Annotated in this window: 15 protein-coding genes; 11 read left to right on the top strand and 4 right to left on the bottom strand. The window is 71.1% G+C overall.

The genetic code is table 11. The features are described 5' to 3' along the window. Window positions 1-18 precede the first annotated feature (18 nt). From MKK67_RS27325 to MKK67_RS27360, 8 genes are all read left to right on the top strand, one after another. Window positions 19-252 carry a hypothetical protein gene (locus MKK67_RS27325; protein ID WP_243971413.1) on the top strand — a complete coding sequence of 78 codons (234 nt, stop codon included), beginning with the start codon at window positions 19-21 and terminating at the stop codon, window positions 250-252. Between the two features lie 155 nt (window positions 253-407). Next, a complete protein-coding gene (locus tag MKK67_RS27330; RefSeq protein ID WP_243971415.1) occupies window positions 408-671 on the top strand; it encodes a hypothetical protein in 264 nt (87 codons plus the stop codon). Window positions 672-755: 84 nt separating this feature from the next. Then, the gene (locus MKK67_RS27335) at window positions 756-1,013 is read left to right on the top strand and encodes a DUF6894 family protein (RefSeq protein ID WP_243971417.1); all 258 of its coding nucleotides are present in this window, start codon (window positions 756-758) and stop codon (window positions 1,011-1,013) included. A 67-nt stretch (window positions 1,014-1,080) separates the two neighbouring features. After that, complete coding sequence (locus MKK67_RS27340; protein WP_243971419.1) at window positions 1,081-1,290, top strand: Rmf/CrpP family protein; 210 nt, start codon at window positions 1,081-1,083, stop codon at window positions 1,288-1,290. Continuing rightward, window positions 1,290-2,609, top strand: coding sequence for an MFS transporter (locus MKK67_RS27345; protein ID WP_243971421.1), 1,320 nt, complete (start codon window positions 1,290-1,292; stop codon window positions 2,607-2,609). Before MKK67_RS27340 ends, MKK67_RS27345 begins: the two co-directional genes overlap by 1 nt. A gap of 97 nt (window positions 2,610-2,706) precedes the next feature. Continuing rightward, window positions 2,707-4,179 (top strand): MDR family MFS transporter, encoded by a 1,473-nt coding sequence (locus MKK67_RS27350; protein WP_243971423.1) that lies wholly within the window; start codon window positions 2,707-2,709, stop codon window positions 4,177-4,179. A 50-nt stretch (window positions 4,180-4,229) separates the two neighbouring features. Beyond that, the gene (gene xseA / locus MKK67_RS27355) at window positions 4,230-5,918 is read left to right on the top strand and encodes an exodeoxyribonuclease VII large subunit (RefSeq protein WP_243971425.1); all 1,689 of its coding nucleotides are present in this window, start codon (window positions 4,230-4,232) and stop codon (window positions 5,916-5,918) included. A gap of 23 nt (window positions 5,919-5,941) precedes the next feature. Then, window positions 5,942-6,397 carry an NUDIX hydrolase gene (locus MKK67_RS27360; protein ID WP_243971428.1) on the top strand — a complete coding sequence of 152 codons (456 nt, stop codon included), beginning with the start codon at window positions 5,942-5,944 and terminating at the stop codon, window positions 6,395-6,397. A 200-nt stretch (window positions 6,398-6,597) separates the two neighbouring features. On the opposite strand, the gene MKK67_RS27365 is transcribed toward MKK67_RS27360, so the two are convergent. Continuing rightward, the gene (locus tag MKK67_RS27365) at window positions 6,598-7,353 is read right to left on the bottom strand and encodes a GNAT family N-acetyltransferase (protein ID WP_243971429.1); all 756 of its coding nucleotides are present in this window, start codon (window positions 7,351-7,353) and stop codon (window positions 6,598-6,600) included. A 116-nt stretch (window positions 7,354-7,469) separates the two neighbouring features. Between MKK67_RS27365 and MKK67_RS27370 the strand changes: the two genes are divergently transcribed. Together MKK67_RS27370 and MKK67_RS27375 are read left to right on the top strand one after the other, a co-directional pair. Continuing rightward, window positions 7,470-8,894: an alpha/beta hydrolase gene (locus MKK67_RS27370; RefSeq protein WP_243971431.1), complete on the top strand. Its 1,425-nt coding sequence runs from the start codon at window positions 7,470-7,472 to the stop codon at window positions 8,892-8,894. Then, a complete protein-coding gene (locus MKK67_RS27375) occupies window positions 8,891-10,438 on the top strand; it encodes a GMC family oxidoreductase (RefSeq protein WP_243971434.1) in 1,548 nt (515 codons plus the stop codon). The genes MKK67_RS27370 and MKK67_RS27375 overlap by 4 nt, the downstream gene beginning before the upstream one ends. A gap of 2 nt (window positions 10,439-10,440) precedes the next feature. On the opposite strand, the gene MKK67_RS27380 is transcribed toward MKK67_RS27375, so the two are convergent. Continuing rightward, window positions 10,441-11,157 (bottom strand): GNAT family N-acetyltransferase, encoded by a 717-nt coding sequence (locus MKK67_RS27380; protein WP_243971436.1) that lies wholly within the window; start codon window positions 11,155-11,157, stop codon window positions 10,441-10,443. Further along, window positions 11,154-11,780, bottom strand: a complete 627-nt coding sequence (locus MKK67_RS27385; RefSeq protein ID WP_243971438.1) for an FMN-binding negative transcriptional regulator — start codon at window positions 11,778-11,780, stop codon at window positions 11,154-11,156. Before MKK67_RS27385 ends, MKK67_RS27380 begins: the two co-directional genes overlap by 4 nt. Window positions 11,781-11,872: 92 nt before the next feature. Between MKK67_RS27385 and MKK67_RS27390 the strand changes: the two genes are divergently transcribed. Continuing rightward, complete coding sequence (locus MKK67_RS27390) at window positions 11,873-13,351, top strand: PLP-dependent aminotransferase family protein (protein ID WP_243971440.1); 1,479 nt, start codon at window positions 11,873-11,875, stop codon at window positions 13,349-13,351. Between the two features lie 169 nt (window positions 13,352-13,520). Here MKK67_RS27390 and MKK67_RS27395 read toward each other — a convergent pair whose 3' ends face one another. Next, window positions 13,521-13,988: a hypothetical protein gene (locus tag MKK67_RS27395; protein ID WP_243971442.1), complete on the bottom strand. Its 468-nt coding sequence runs from the start codon at window positions 13,986-13,988 to the stop codon at window positions 13,521-13,523. Between the last annotated feature and the right edge of the window lie 61 nt (window positions 13,989-14,049).

A 14,049-nucleotide genomic window follows, 5' to 3' on the forward strand; every position in this document is an offset into this window, starting at 1 on the left:
CGATTAGTCTCGCGCTCCGTGAAGACCGACGAACCGAAGCTGCCGGAAAGCCTGACGCGCTTCCTCGCCGCGCCCCCCGCGGATGGGGCCGCGCCGGCGTCACGGCCTGCCGAGGCGAGGCTTGGGCCGATCGATCGGCGTTCCGCGCACCAGGCTCTGGAATCCGCGCTGCTGCGCGGCTTCGTCTCCGTCACGTCGGGCCTCGTCTGGCTCCTCGTGCTCGGCCTGGTCCTGCGTCATCTCGCGCGCTGAATTGCATCCGTCGCCTGTGGATAGCGGTCGATCCGGCATGGGCCTGCGCGATCGACCGGTACTTCAGCGGCCAAGTCCGGTATTGGGGCGCCGATAGCTGGGCCGTATCGGCTTAGCCGACCGCTTCGGGCGGGTCTGTTCGTGGGGATGGGACGATGGCTCTGACCGGGCGCTTCTGGTTCCGGAAATCCTGGACCGGCCGGCTCGTGCTGCTGGTCGAGGAGGTCCGTCCGCGCTGGTTCGGCCGCGGTGCCGGCAAGCCGCGCTGGCGCAATGCCCGACTGATGGATTTCGCCGAGCCCGAATTGCGGCCGCTGATGGCGATGGAGAAGCTGCACCGCACGGGCGGCCCATCCGCCACCGTCCACAGCCTCCGGCCGGTTCCCTTGGCCCCGATGGCGCAGGCCGCCAACGGCTGAGTCGTGCCGCTGACCCGAGCGCGTCCGATCCCCATCTGAACGGTTCGCTCGCTGCACGAGCGATCGACACCGGGGACGACGGCCATGCCGCGCTATTTCTTCCACACCCAGATCGGCGAGGACACGATCACCGATCCGACCGGCTTCGAGCTCCGCGACCCGGATCAGGCTTGGGAGAAGGCCCAGGAGACGATCCGCGCGGCCCTGGCCGATCCGCAGAACCAGGCCCGGCTGATGACCGCCTGCCTGATCGTCACCGACGCGGCGGGCGAGGTGGTGCTGGAATTTCCGTTCAGCGAGGCCGTCTCCCTCCCGCCGGACGCGGATCCCACGCTGCATTGAGCGCAAGCCGCCGCGCATCGTCTGCCCTACATCGCGGCGAAAGCCACGCATGAGGAGCAGCGCCAGCATGGATTCGCCCCCGAACGATCTCGACACGCACGCCCTTGGCCGCGCCGCGCCCGGCAAGGGTCTCGCCCGCGAGGCCTGTCCCTATGCCGAGGGCACGCAGGCGCGCACGCGCTGGCTTGCAGGCTACGACGAAGCCGTCTCCGATGGGGCCGAGCCGGTGACCGGGGGAATCGCCCAGCACCCGCCGACCGGGGAGCCCACGCGCTGATGGACGCCAAAACCACGCTACACGCCAGCGCGGCACCGCATCCCGCCCTCGACCGCAAGGCGGTCGGCGCCGTTGTCCTCGGCAACGCCCTCGAGTTCTACGATTTCACCGTCTACGCCTTCTTCGCCAAGCCGATCGGCGAGGCGTTCTTCCCGGCCACCGATCCGACCCACAGCCTGCTCGCGTCGCTGGCCCTGTTCGGCATCGGCTACGTGATGCGGCCGATCGGCGGCGTGCTGATCGGCGCCTTCGCGGACCGGGCCGGGCGCAAGCCCGCGATGCTGATCACCATCGCGCTGATGGCGCTCGGCATGCTGATGCTCGCCGCCTGCCCGTCCTACGCGGCGATCGGCGGCTGGGCGCAGGTGATCGTCATCGCCGGCCGCCTCATTCAGGGCCTGGCGCTCGGCGGCGAGGTCGGCCCGTCCACCGCCTACCTGCTCGAAGCGGCGCCGCCGGCCAAGCGCGGCTTCGTGACCAGCTGGCAGATCGCCAGCCAGGGCTGCGCCGCCCTGTTCGCCGGCATCGTCGCGACCATCCTGGCCCTCATCGTCGGTGACCAGGCGATGTCCGCCTGGGGCTGGCGGGTGATGTTCGCCCTGGGCCTCTGCGTCGTCCCGGTCGGCCTGGTGATCCGCAGCCATCTGCCGGAGACGGCCGGCGCCGAGGAGGACCCGCACGCCGCCCCCTCGACGCTCGCGGTGGTCAAGCGCCTCCTGAGCGAGCATGGCCGCCTGCTGGGTCTGACCTTCCTGGTCATCGCCGCCTCCACGGTATCGAACGCGGTTGGCACCAACATGCCGGTCTATGCCGGTGCGACCCTCGGCCTGAGCGAGACCGCCGCCACCGCGGTGCCGATCGCGCTGGGCCTCGCTTCGGTCATCTTCCCGCTGCTCGGCGGCTGGCTGGCCGACCGGGTCGGCCGGCGCCCGGTGATGATCTGGCCGCGGGCGCTGATCCTGGTGCTCGCCGTGCCGGCCTTCGCCTGGGTGGTGAACGCCCCGAGCGCGGCCAGTGTCTACGCGGTGACGTTCCTGCTCTCGGCCCTGTCCTCGATCAACGCCGCCGCGGTGATCGTCGGCATCCCGGAGGCTCTGCCGCGGGCGGTGCGCAGCGCCGGCCTGTCGATCGTCTACGCGCTCTCGGTCTCGGTCTTCGGCGGCAGCACGAACTACGTGATCAACTGGCTGATCGCGGTGACCGGCGACCGGCTGGCGCCGGCCTATTACCTGGCGGCCTTCAGCCTGGTTGGGACCATCGCCGCCTTCCTGCTGCCGGAGACCCGGGGCCGCGACCTCGACGCCGAACGCGAAGCGTAGCGTTGCATGTGCGCTCCCGCACGGCCCGGAAGCGGGGCCGTGCGGGAGCGCGTTCTCGGCGCTAGGTCGATGCCCGCCGCGGGCCTAGACCGCGCGCATGCCCAGCCCCTCCGAGACGCGCCGTCCGCTGGTCCTCGCCGCGGTGATGGCGGCGATGTTCATGATCGCCATCGAGGCGACGATCGTCTCGACCGCCATGCCGCAGATCGCCGGGCAACTCGGCGACCTCCACCTCTATGCCTGGGTGTTCGGCTCCTTCCTGCTCACCCAGACCGCGACCACGGTGGTGTTCGGCAAGCTGTCCGACCTCTACGGACGCCGCCCGGTGCTGCTGTTCGGCATCGCGGTCTTTCTGGCCGGCTCCCTGCTGTGCGGGCTGGCCTGGTCGATGCCCTCGCTGATCCTGTTCCGGCTGGTGCAGGGTGCCGGCGCCGGGGCGATCCAACCGGTGAGCCTGACGGTGGTCGGCGACCTCTACCCGGCTCGCGAGCGCGGCAAGGTCCAGGGTTATCTCGCCAGCGTCTGGGGCATCTCCTCGGTGGCCGGACCGCTGGTCGGCGGCCTGATCATCGGCCATCTGAGCTGGCCCTGGATCTTCTGGATCAACCTGCCGGTGGGCGTCGTCGCGGCCGCGCTGTTCCTGGGCTACCTGCGGGAGAGCGTCGAGCGCCGCAGCCGCCCGATCGATGCGCTCGGCGCCGCCCTGTTCACCGCCGCGATCGCGGCGCTGATGATGGCGCTGACCGAGGCCGGCACCTCGGCGGAAGGGGCGCTTTGGCCCGCTCTGGGCTTCGTGGTCGCCGCCTTCCTGTTCGTGCTCCAAGAGCGCCGGGCCGCCGACCCGATGCTCGACATCCGCCTGTGGATGCAGCGCCCGATCGCCACCGCCAACGCTGCGACGCTGCTCTCCGGCATGACGGTGATCGGCCTCACCGCCTTCCTTCCGATGTACGTCCAGGGCGTGCTGCGGCAATCGCCGCTGGTCGCCGGCCTGACCCTGACGCTAATGGTGCTCGGCTGGCCGATCGGCGCCACCACGGCGGCGCGCAACTTCGTGCGATTCGGCCTGCGCCCGACGCTGCTCGTCGGCGCGACCCTGCTGCCGCTCGGTGCCACCGCTTTCGTCGCCCTGGGGTCGGCGACCTCGCCGATCGTGGCCGCCTGCGGATCGATCGTGATGGGGCTGGGCATGGGCTTTCTCTCGACCGCCGCCATCGTGATCATCCAGGACAGCGTCGCCTGGGCCCAGCGCGGCGCCGCCACCGCCTCGAACATCTTTGCCCGCAACCTCGGCTCGACCCTGGGCGCCACCGCGCTCGGCGCCGTGCTGAACTACCGGTTGGTGCATCCCGCAAGCGGGCCGGCGGTCGATTCCGACCAGCTCCGCCGCCTTCTCGACGATCCCGCCAGCCTCGGGGCCGGCGGCGACGCGATCCGGGACGGGCTCCAGCACGCCCTCCACGGCACGTTCTGGACGGTTTTCGCCGTGGCGTCGCTGACGCTCCTGCTGTCGCTGTTCGTGCCGCGGGTGGCGATCTCGGATGCGCCGCACGAAATGGTCGTGGAATAGGCTGCTCCTCGACCTTTGACCTCGCGGCTAAGGCCGCCTAGCGTCCGCCCATGCCCCTCGTGCCGCCTCCGCGCCCCGCAGCCTCGCCCGCGGCGGATATTCCGCCGACCAGCGTGCTCACCGCCAACCAGCCCGAATGGTCGGTCGGCGAGCTGGCGGGCGCGCTCAAGCGCACCCTGGAGGACGCGTTCGGGCATGTCCGCCTGCGCGGCGAGATCTCCGGCTATCGCGGCCAGCACGGTTCCGGCCATGCCTATTTCTCCCTGAAGGACGGGCAGGCGCGGATCGACGCGGTGGTGTGGAAGGGCGTGTTCGGGCGCCTGCGCCAGAAGCCCCAGGAGGGGCTGGAGGTGGTCGCCACCGGGCGCATCACCACCTTCGCCGGCAAGTCCTCGTACCAGATCGTGGTCGAGAGCCTGGAGCCGGCCGGCCTCGGCGCCTGGATGGCCCTGCTGGAGGAGCGCAAGAAGCTTCTCGCCGCCGAGGGGCTGTTCGCCCCGGAGCACAAGCGGGCGATCCCCTACCTGCCCCGCGTGGTCGGCGTCGTCACCTCGCCCACCGGGGCGGTGATCCGCGATATCCTCCACCGGCTGGAGGATCGGTTTCCGCGCCCCGTCCTGGTCTGGCCGGTGCGCGTCCAGGGCGACGGAGCGGCGGAAGAGGTCGCCGCGGCGATCCGCGGCTTCAATGCTTTGGGTCCGGACAGCGCCATCCCGCGCCCGGACGTGCTGATCGTTGCTCGGGGCGGCGGCTCCATCGAGGATCTCTGGGCCTTCAACGAGGAATGCGTGGTCCGCGCCGCCTTCGAGAGCGCGATCCCGCTGATCTCGGCGGTGGGGCACGAGACCGATACCACGCTCATCGACTACGTTTCCGACCGAAGGGCGCCCACCCCGACCGGTGCCGCCGAGATGGCCGTGCCGGTCCGCGCCGATCTGATCGCCACGGTCTCTGACCTCTCCGCCCGGGCTGTCGGTTCGATCGGCCGCCGGGTCGAGCGCGACCGTTCGGACCTGCGGGCGCTGGCCCGAGCCCTGCCGAGCGCCGACGCCCTGCTGGCGGCCAAGCGCCAGCGTCTCGACCTCGCCGAGGCGCGCCTCGCCCCGGCGCTGGCGGCCGGCGCCAGCCGCCACCGCGCCCGGCTGCAACTCCTCCTCGACCGGATGGCGCGGCGCTCGCCGGACGTGGCTCTGGCCAATGCCCGCGCCCGCCTGGCCCGGATCGATCACCGGCCGCTGACCGCCCTGCGCAACGACGTGCAGCGCAAGGGTGAGGCCCTGGCTCAGCTCGGCCGCCGCCTCGTCGTCGCCCGGGATGCCAGCCTGGAGCGGGCGCGGGCGCTCCAGGCGCGTCGGTCCGACCGCCTCGTCGCCCTGTCCGATCGCCTGACCCAGGCCGGCTTGCGCGGCGTCGAGCGCCGCCGCGATCGGCTGGAAGGCCTTGCGCATCTCCTCGGCTCGCTCAGCTATCGGGCCGTGCTGGAGCGTGGCTACGTGCTGGTCCGCGACGCCGCCGGCCTGCCGGTCCGCCACACCGCCGAGGCCGCCGCCGCCAGCCGCCTCAGCCTGCAATTCGCCGACGGGACGGTGCATGCGGTGCCGGATGGGACGTCCGACCCCTCCGTCTCCGCCAAGTCCACCCGTCGCACCGCGCGGACGCAGCCGGCCTCCGGTGCGGAGACGGGGAAGCGCACGCCCGCGAGCGCCGCCGCACCGACGCGGCAGGGGTCGCTCTTCTGAACCGCGCTTGGGGGCTGAGCGGCGTGTGGATCGACATCTGGGATGGGCGGCCCTTTGCCGGCGCCAAGATCGCCCTCATCCTCGGGACCGAGATCCTCGTCTACCGGCGCGACGACCGGCCGGACATCCCGTTTCCAGGGCTTTGGGACCTCCCCGGCGGCGGCCGGGAGACCGATGAATCTCCGGCAGACTGCGCGCTGCGCGAGACCCACGAAGAATTCGGCTTGATCATCGAGCCTGAGCGGATCGTCTGGCAGCGTCGCTATCCAAGCTGGTCGGGCACTGGGGCCGCGGCCTATTTCTGTGCCGCGCCCCTACTGCCGGTTGAAGTCGAGAAGATCCGCTTCGGAAGCGAAGGCACCGATTGGACCTTGATGCCGGTCGAATGGTTCATCGCCCATCAACAGGCGGTGCCGCATCTGCAGGAACGCGTTTTTGATTATTTACGATCTGCCGAGAACTCGCCAGTGCAGCAATAGATCATAGATGGTGACGGATATCCAAATCATTCCCCTCATCCTGAGGTGCCGGAGCGTAGCGTAGGCCTCGAAGGAGCCTTCCAGGGATCGCGGAGACTTCTGGAGTGCTCCTTCGAGACTTCCGCTGCGCGGAAGCTCCTCAGGATGAGGTCGAGGATGGAAAGGGCTTTATTTACGGACACACCGAAATCGCTGATGGATCAAATCGGTTCCGGCCCAACCCGGTAGTGATAACGGTATAGCTCCCGTTCGAATCCCAGTCCCCGGTACAGCGCCCGGGCCGGCGTGTTCGCCGCAACCACTTGGAGGCAGGCCGCCCGTGCGCCCTGCCCCCGGGCCCAATGCAGCAGCGCGCCCACGGCGCGTTTGGCATGGCCGCGCCCGCGCAGATGTTTGACCGTCGCCACCGATTCGATCACCAGCAGGTCGCTGTCGAGCACCCCGAAGGCGAAGGCGCCGATGCCGCCGTCCACGGCCGCCGCCGCAAAGGCCCGCGGCAGGATCAGGGTCGCCACCGTGTCGCGAAACGCCTGCGCGGCTGCCGCGTCGGCCCGGTTCACAGCGTCGCGAACGGCCAGCCATTCCGCATCGGGCGCCGACGTGAGCCTGACTGCCGGATCCGGCGCGCCCGAAAGGTCGTCGAGGTCGCGGAACAGCGTGCAGGTCTCGTCGACGACGGTGTAATCGCCCCCGGTCAGGAGCGGCTCCATCTGTGGCGCGATCGCCGGTACCCGAAAAATCGCCCGGCGCCCGAGGGCGGCATAGAGCGCCTGCCCGGCTGCGATCGCCGGCTCGGGGGCACCGCTGCCCCGCAGGGGATTCAGGGAGTTCTGTCGCTTCGAGGTGCCGCCGGTGGCGCGCAGCAGGTAGCCGTGGACGAGGAGTTGGCGCGGGCTTGGCCAGGCGTTGAGGCAAGCCTCTTCCACGCGCCAAGCCAGATCGAAGTCGGACGTCATGATTCGCTCCGTCCTTCTGATCCCACGCCGATCGGGAGCGCGCCACCCCGGTGCGATCGGGTCCATGCGGCGTCGCGTACGCTTGAAGCATTCCAGCCTCGCGCGATCTCCGCGTCATGTCCGCGCCCGACCTTCTTTTCAGTCTCCATTTTCTGGGCGGAAGCGCCCGAACCTGGGAGCCCTTCTCACGCACCCTCGGCGATACGCCGACCTGCGTGCCCGTAGATCTGCCGGGCTTCGGCAACGCCGCCGGGACGACGGGCCATTCCATCGACGCCATGGCCGACCATGTGGCGGCGGTTATCCGCTCGAAGGCGCCGGCGCGCTTCGCCATCGCGGGCCACAGCATGGGCGCGAAGGTGGCGCTGGCCCTCACCCGCCGCTCCGAAGATGGCGAACCGGGCCTGGAAGGGCTCACCGACCTGATCCTGATCTCCGGCTCGCCGCCGAGCCCTGAGCCGATCCCGGAGGATCGCCGCGCCAAGATGATCGCCTGGATCGACGCGGATCCGGCAACCCGCCTGCGCGAGGCGAAGGCCTTCGTGCGCGCGAATGTCGGCGATGGGCTCGACCCGGAGATCGAGGCCCGCGCGATCGCCGATGTCCTGCAGGCCGCACCCGCTGCCTGGAAGGCTTGGCTTGAAGCTGGTTCTCACGAGGATCTGAGCCGCCGGATCGGCATCCTGCGCACGCCGGCCCTGATCATGGCAGGGTCCGAGGATGCCGATCTCGGAGCCGATGCCCAGCACGCCCTCATGGTGCCGCATCTCGCCCATCACCGGGTCGTCACGGTCGACGGCGTCGGCCATCTGCTGCCGCTGGAGCGTCCCGAGGCCCTGGCCGACCTGTTGCGCGAGCATATTGCCGACCGGCCGCGCGCGGATACTGCCCCGGCTCCCGAGGTGCCGCCGGCCTATTCCGCGCTGATCGCGTCCGAGCGGGTCAACAGCCGCCTGCGCACGGCCCTCGCGGAGCGCGCGGAACCCGACGATCCGGTCTACCAGCCCAAAACCCTCGATCCAGTGGAACTCGCGATCCTGCGCGCCGCCTGCGCCCGGGTCCTGCCGGCGCCCGGCCTGGACATCGCCGCCCGGCTCGACAAGCGCCTAGCCTCCGGGGCCGGAGACGGCTGGCGCTTCGTCGCCCTGCCGCCGGACCCCGAGGCCTATCGGGCTGCCCTGCGCACCCTCGACGCGGCCGCCCGTGCCGCTCACGGCCGTCCCTTCGTCGTCCTCGAAGGGCGGGAGCAGGATGCGCTGCTGACGCTCGCGGAGCGCGGCGACCTGTCGGTGCCGGAGACCCTCGGTGGTCGCCTCGACAGCGACCGGATGCGGTTCTGGTTCGAGGATCTGCGGGCCGATGCGGTGCGCCTGTGGCTCGCCCATCCGGCGGCCCTGGCGCGGGTCGGTTTTTCCGGCATCGGCGCTGGCGGCGACCGGCCGGGCCCGATCGCGGACGGATTGCCGGGCTTCCACGAAGTCGGGCTCGACGCGCCGGAACCCTGGGAACCGCGCCCGACGCATGGGGAGACGGCACGATGAACCTCGACGGGATGCGGACCTACCGCACGGACGAGTCGGTCGATGCGGTCATCGTCGGTACCGGGGCGGGCGGCGCGCCGCTCCTCGCCCGGCTGGCCGCGGCCGGCCTCAAGGTCGTGGCCCTGGAGGCCGGACCGAATTTTTCGCCGGAGCGCTTCGCCTTCGACGAGACCCTGGCGGACGAGATCTACTGGACCGAGGAGCGCCTGAGCGGCGGCTCCACCCCGGAGGCGTTCGGCGCCAACAACAGCGGCACCGGGGTCGGCGGCTCGACCCTGCATTGGGGTGCCTTCGTGCCCCGGGCCGATGCCCGCGACCTCCGGCTCCACACCGAGACCGGCGAGGGCGTCGACTGGCCCCTGAGCTACGATGAACTGGCCCCGTTCTACGAGCGGGTCGAGCGCTTCATCGGCGTCTCGGGGCCGCAATCCTATCCCTGGGATCCGGGCCGCCGCTATCCGCTTCCACCTGTGCCGCGCAACGCCCCCGCGCAGATCATGGCCGGCGCCTGCGATGCGCTCGGCATCCGCTGGGCCGACGCCCCCGCGGCGGTGGTCTCGCAGGATTTCGAATCCGAGGGCGGCCCCCGCCGCAACGCCTGCATCAATTGCGGCTTCTGCCACCAGGGCTGCCGCAACGGCGCCAAGACCAGCATGGACGTCACTTACCTGCCGCTCGCGGTCACCCATGGGGCCGAGATCCGAGCCGGGGCCTTCGTCCACGGGCTCGAGCGCGGCACCGACGGCCGGGTCAGCGCGGTGGTCTACACCCAGGACGGCCAGGAGCGGCGCCAGCGTTGCGGCACGGTGTTCCTTTGCGCCGGCGCCGTCGAGACGCCGCGGCTTCTGCTGCATCTCGGGCTCGCCAATTCCAGCGATCAGGTCGGCCGCAACTACATGGGGCACGTCGCCACGCAGGTCTGGGGCACCTTCGCCAACGAGGTGCGGATGAACCGCGGCTACCCCTCGTCGCTGATCACCGAGGACTTCATCCGCGCCGGGTCCGACTTCGCCGGCGGCTACCTGATCCAGAGCCTCGGCGTGGTGCCGCTGACCTTCGGCAACGCGGTGGCGCGCGGGCGCGGCCTGTGGGGCCAGAAGCTGCTCGATTATCTCGACGGCTACAACCACGTCGCCGGCATCGGCATCAACGGCGAGACGCTGCCGTGCGACGCCAACGTGCTGACCCTGTCCGACGAGACCGACGCGCGCGGGATGCGCAAGGCGCAGATCAGCTTCGGCTACAGTCGCAACGAAGAGCGCCTCAACGCCCACGCCACCAAGGTGATGCGCGACCTGTGGCAGGCGGCCGGCGCCGACGACATCTGGGTGCTGGAGCGGGTCGCCCACACGATCGGGACCTGTCGGATGGGGCGGGACGGGTCGAGCGCCGTAGTCGATCCTGTCGGCCGCAGTTTCGATATCGACAACCTGTGGATCTGCGACGGCTCGACCTTCCCGAGTTCGCTCGCCGCGAACCCGGCCCTGACCATCATGGCGCTCTCCTTGCGCACCGCGGAGGCTTTTTTGGCCGCCGGGGGCTGAGATCAGCCGGGCTCGGCGCGTAACGCGGCGAGCCCGCGCCGCTGTCGACCATCGGCATCGAAATTCGCCGGATCGAGCCAAGCCTTGAGGCCCGCCCGCACCCGTGGCCATTCGGCGTCGGTGATGGAAAACCACGCCGTGTCGCGGGAACGGCCCTTCACCACCGTGGCCTTGCGGAAGATGCCCTCGAAGGTGAAGCCCAAGCGCAGCGCCGCCGCCCGGGATGGAGCGTTGAGGCTGTCGCATTTCCACTCGTAGCGGCGGTAGCCGAGTTCGTCGAAGGCCCGGGCCATCATCAGCGCCATCGCCTCGGTCGCCGCAGGCGCGCGCTGGAGCTGGGGCCCGAAATGCAGATGGCCGACCTCGATCACGCCGTTGCCGGGATCGATCCGGAGATACGAGGCGATCCCTCGCGGCGCGCCGCTCGCCGGGTCGAGGATCGCGTGGAACAGCGGATCCTCGCTCGCCGCCCTAGCGTCGAGACGGGCCCGTAACGCGGCCTCGCTCTCCGGCATTTCGTCGGGCAGATAGGTCCAATTCCGCTGGTCGGGCGCCGCGCTGTAGGTGGCGAATAGGCCGGCCGCATGGGACTCGGCGTCCAAGGGTACGATCCGGCAGAAGCGGCCCTCCATCGGCGCCCGCGGTGGCCGGGGGCGCGCGGTCCAGTCCGGCAGGGCTGGTCCGATCGGCTGGCCGAAGGCGTTGAGGCGCTGGCTCACGATCCGCTCCGCTCGGTAACCATATCGGCGAGGATCGCCTCGCCCTCCGCCCGCATGCCGGCGATCACGCCGGCGCGGTCGGCATCGGGCCTGTTCTGGCTCATCTTCCACTTCCCCTCGATGCGGGTGATCGGGATCTCGATGCCGACGATAGCCTGCAGCTGCGCCGCCACGAACGGCGCGGGCGCGTCGTCCACCGCCCAGGGGGTAGCGCGCGGCGCCTCGCGCAGGGCGGTGAGGTCGGCGATCTGCCGGCGCAGCCAGTCCACATCCTCGATCACCCTCGGCCGGCCCCAGGCATGGACCGTGGCGTAGTTCCAAGTCGGCACCACCCGGCCGTGCTCGCGCTTGCTCACGTACCAATCTGGAGTGACGTAGCCCTGCGGCCCCTGGAACACGACGAGGCATTCGTCGGCCTCGGCCAGCGCCTGCCATTGCGGGTTGGCGCGCGCGAGATGGGCGCGCAGCGTGCCGTACGGGCCGGATTCATCCAGTAAGAACGGAACCGGGTTGGCGACCAAGCCGTCCGAGCCCCTGGTGATCAGCAGGCCGAGCGGGTGGGCGCGGATCAGCCCGTGCTGCGCAACAAGCGTGTCGTCTCGGAAGTGCGGCGGCTGATACATCGGACCTGACCTTTTGACGCCGCGATGCTTGACCGTGGAGCGGACCAGGCGAAAGGTCCGGTTTCCAAAATCCGACTGGACCGCTTTCCGCCATGGCCCGGGGCCCGCTACCGCTGCCCGTCAGCCTCGATCCGGCCGCACCGACGCCGCTCCACGTCCAGTTGCGCGAGAGCCTGCGCGCCGCGATCCTCGACCGGCGCCTGCCGCGCGGGGCCCGGCTGCCGGCTTCCCGGATGATGGCGGCCGATCTCGGCTGCGCCCGGGGTACGGTGGTGCTTGCCCTGGAGCAGCTCAGCGCGGAAGGCTACCTCACGGCCCGGTCTGGCTCAGTCACCCGCGTCGCAGCGCTTCTGCCGGACGACACCCTCCCCCGAACCCAAGTGGCGGAGCCCACCGGCACGGCGATGCCAAGCCTATCGCGCCGGGGCGCTCGCCTCGTCGTGGCGCCGGCGCGGCGGTTCATGGCCGGCCCTGGCGTGCCGGATGCGTTCGCGCTCGGGCGGCCGGCCCTCGATGCCTTCCCGTATGCGGTCTGGGCGCGCCTGCTCCAGGCCGAGTGGCGCCACGGACCGGCCGAGCGACCCGATCCGCGCGGTTCGCCGGCCCTCCGGGCGGCCATCGCCACCTATCTGGCGCAGGCGCGGGGTGTCGCCTGCGAGGCCGACGACGTGATCGTCACGGCGGGCATCCGCCAGAGCCTGCGCCTGCTCGCCGAATTGTTGCTCGATCCCGGCGAGACGGCCCTCGTCGAGGAGCCGGGCTTTCCCGGGATCGCTCAGGCGCTCGCGAGCGCGGGCCTGCGCCCGATCCCGATCCCGGTCGGCCCCGGCGGGCTCTCGGTGGCCGGTATCGGGCAACTTCTGCGGGATGCGCGGCTCGCCGTGGTGACGCCAGCCCATCATTACCCGCTGGGCCACGTGATGAGCCTGGAGAACCGGCTCGACCTCCTGGCCTGGGCGGAAGCCGCCTCCGGCTGGATCGTCGAGGACGATTACGACGGCGCCTATCGGTATGCCGGGCGTCCGCTGGCGCCGCTGCGCGCTTTGGATCGCGGCGGGCGGGTGATCTACGTCGGCAGCTTCTCCAAGCTGCTGCTGCCCGCGCTCGGCCTGAGCTACCTCGTCCTGCCCCGTGGACTCGTGGCGCCGGTGAACCAAGCGCTCGCCGAGATCGGCCCGGCGCCCCCCGGGATCGGCCAATGGGCGCTGGCGCGCTTCATCGAGGACGGGCATCTCGCCGGCCATCTGCGCCGGACCCGGCGGCTCTACGCCCTGCGCCAGGACGCCCTGGTCGACGCCGCCCGCCGCCACGCCGCCGACGTGATGAATGTCGCCCCGATGGAGGGCGGGATGCACGTGATCGCCCGGCCCGGCCCGGCTTGGCCGAACGCGCTCGGCGATGCCGAAGCAGTCGCGCGCCTCGGCCGGGCCGGAATCTCGGCGGTCGCGCTCTCGGCCTACCATGTCGGACCGCCGGAGCCGGGGCTGCTGCTCGGCTACGCGGCGGTGCCCGAGCGGGCGATCGAGCCGGCTCTTCGGCGCATGGCCGAGACGCTGCGGGCGGCCGATTGAGAGCCGGTTTGAATCCTCAGTTGCAGTCGAATAGAGGTTCCAACCGACGGAGATCCCAATCTCCTCCTCATCCTGAGGCCTCCGCTTCAGTCCGGCATCTCAGGATGAGGCCGAGGGTTGGGATGGACTGATCGAGCGGGCACTGAGCCCCCACGTGAGTCCCGGCGGGTCATTCACCGCGCGGGGTCAGCGTCACGGTAACGGGGCCGCGGCCCGCGCGCAGTTCCAGGCTCCGCAGGGTCTTGGGCCGCACGGTCGCGCCGCTCGATGGGCTGACGCGCTGCACCCGTTCGCCGTCGATGCGCAGGCTGACCACGCCCTCCGCGGTGATCCGCAGTGACGTGACGTTTCGGAAGGATTTGAGCGCCACCGCGGTCCAGGCCGGCCCGACTTCGATCCGCGTCGGGGCCGGGACGACGTCGCGCCGGGCCAGCGCGAGGGCGGCCAGACCGACGATGGCCGCGAGCGCCAGCACGGCCTGACGAAGCCGGACCAGCCTTTTGCGCCGACGCGGATTCGGGTGCACCGACGGGATCGGCGGCGGATGCGCTGCGGCCGGAGGCAGCTCCTCCACCGGCGGTTCGGGTGGCGGCATCGGCGCCGCGACAGGGCTGGCCGGGGCTGCCTCCTGCGCCATGGGCGGCGGCGGAGGTGGTGCAGGAGCCGGCGGCGGAGGGGCCGGCGGTTCGACCTGCGGC

The organism is Methylobacterium sp. J-072 (assembly GCF_022829425.1).
Taxonomy (GTDB): Bacteria; Pseudomonadota; Alphaproteobacteria; order Rhizobiales; family Beijerinckiaceae; genus Methylobacterium.

Coding starts and splice junctions, on each gene's coding strand:
- MKK67_RS27330 (WP_243971415.1), top strand. CDS start 408: ATGGCTCTGACCGGGCGCTTCTGGTTCCGGAAATCCTGGACCGGCCGG.
- MKK67_RS27335 (WP_243971417.1), top strand. CDS start 756: ATGCCGCGCTATTTCTTCCACACCCAGATCGGCGAGGACACGATCACC.
- MKK67_RS27340 (WP_243971419.1), top strand. CDS start 1,081: ATGGATTCGCCCCCGAACGATCTCGACACGCACGCCCTTGGCCGCGCC.
- MKK67_RS27345 (WP_243971421.1), top strand. CDS start 1,290: ATGGACGCCAAAACCACGCTACACGCCAGCGCGGCACCGCATCCCGCC.
- MKK67_RS27350 (WP_243971423.1), top strand. CDS start 2,707: ATGCCCAGCCCCTCCGAGACGCGCCGTCCGCTGGTCCTCGCCGCGGTG.
- xseA (WP_243971425.1), top strand. CDS start 4,230: ATGCCCCTCGTGCCGCCTCCGCGCCCCGCAGCCTCGCCCGCGGCGGAT.
- MKK67_RS27365 (WP_243971429.1), bottom strand. CDS start 7,353: ATGACGTCCGACTTCGATCTGGCTTGGCGCGTGGAAGAGGCTTGCCTC.
- MKK67_RS27370 (WP_243971431.1), top strand. CDS start 7,470: ATGTCCGCGCCCGACCTTCTTTTCAGTCTCCATTTTCTGGGCGGAAGC.
- MKK67_RS27375 (WP_243971434.1), top strand. CDS start 8,891: ATGAACCTCGACGGGATGCGGACCTACCGCACGGACGAGTCGGTCGAT.
- MKK67_RS27385 (WP_243971438.1), bottom strand. CDS start 11,780: ATGTATCAGCCGCCGCACTTCCGAGACGACACGCTTGTTGCGCAGCAC.
- MKK67_RS27390 (WP_243971440.1), top strand. CDS start 11,873: ATGGCCCGGGGCCCGCTACCGCTGCCCGTCAGCCTCGATCCGGCCGCA.
- MKK67_RS27395 (WP_243971442.1), bottom strand. CDS start 13,988: ATGGCGCAGGAGGCAGCCCCGGCCAGCCCTGTCGCGGCGCCGATGCCG.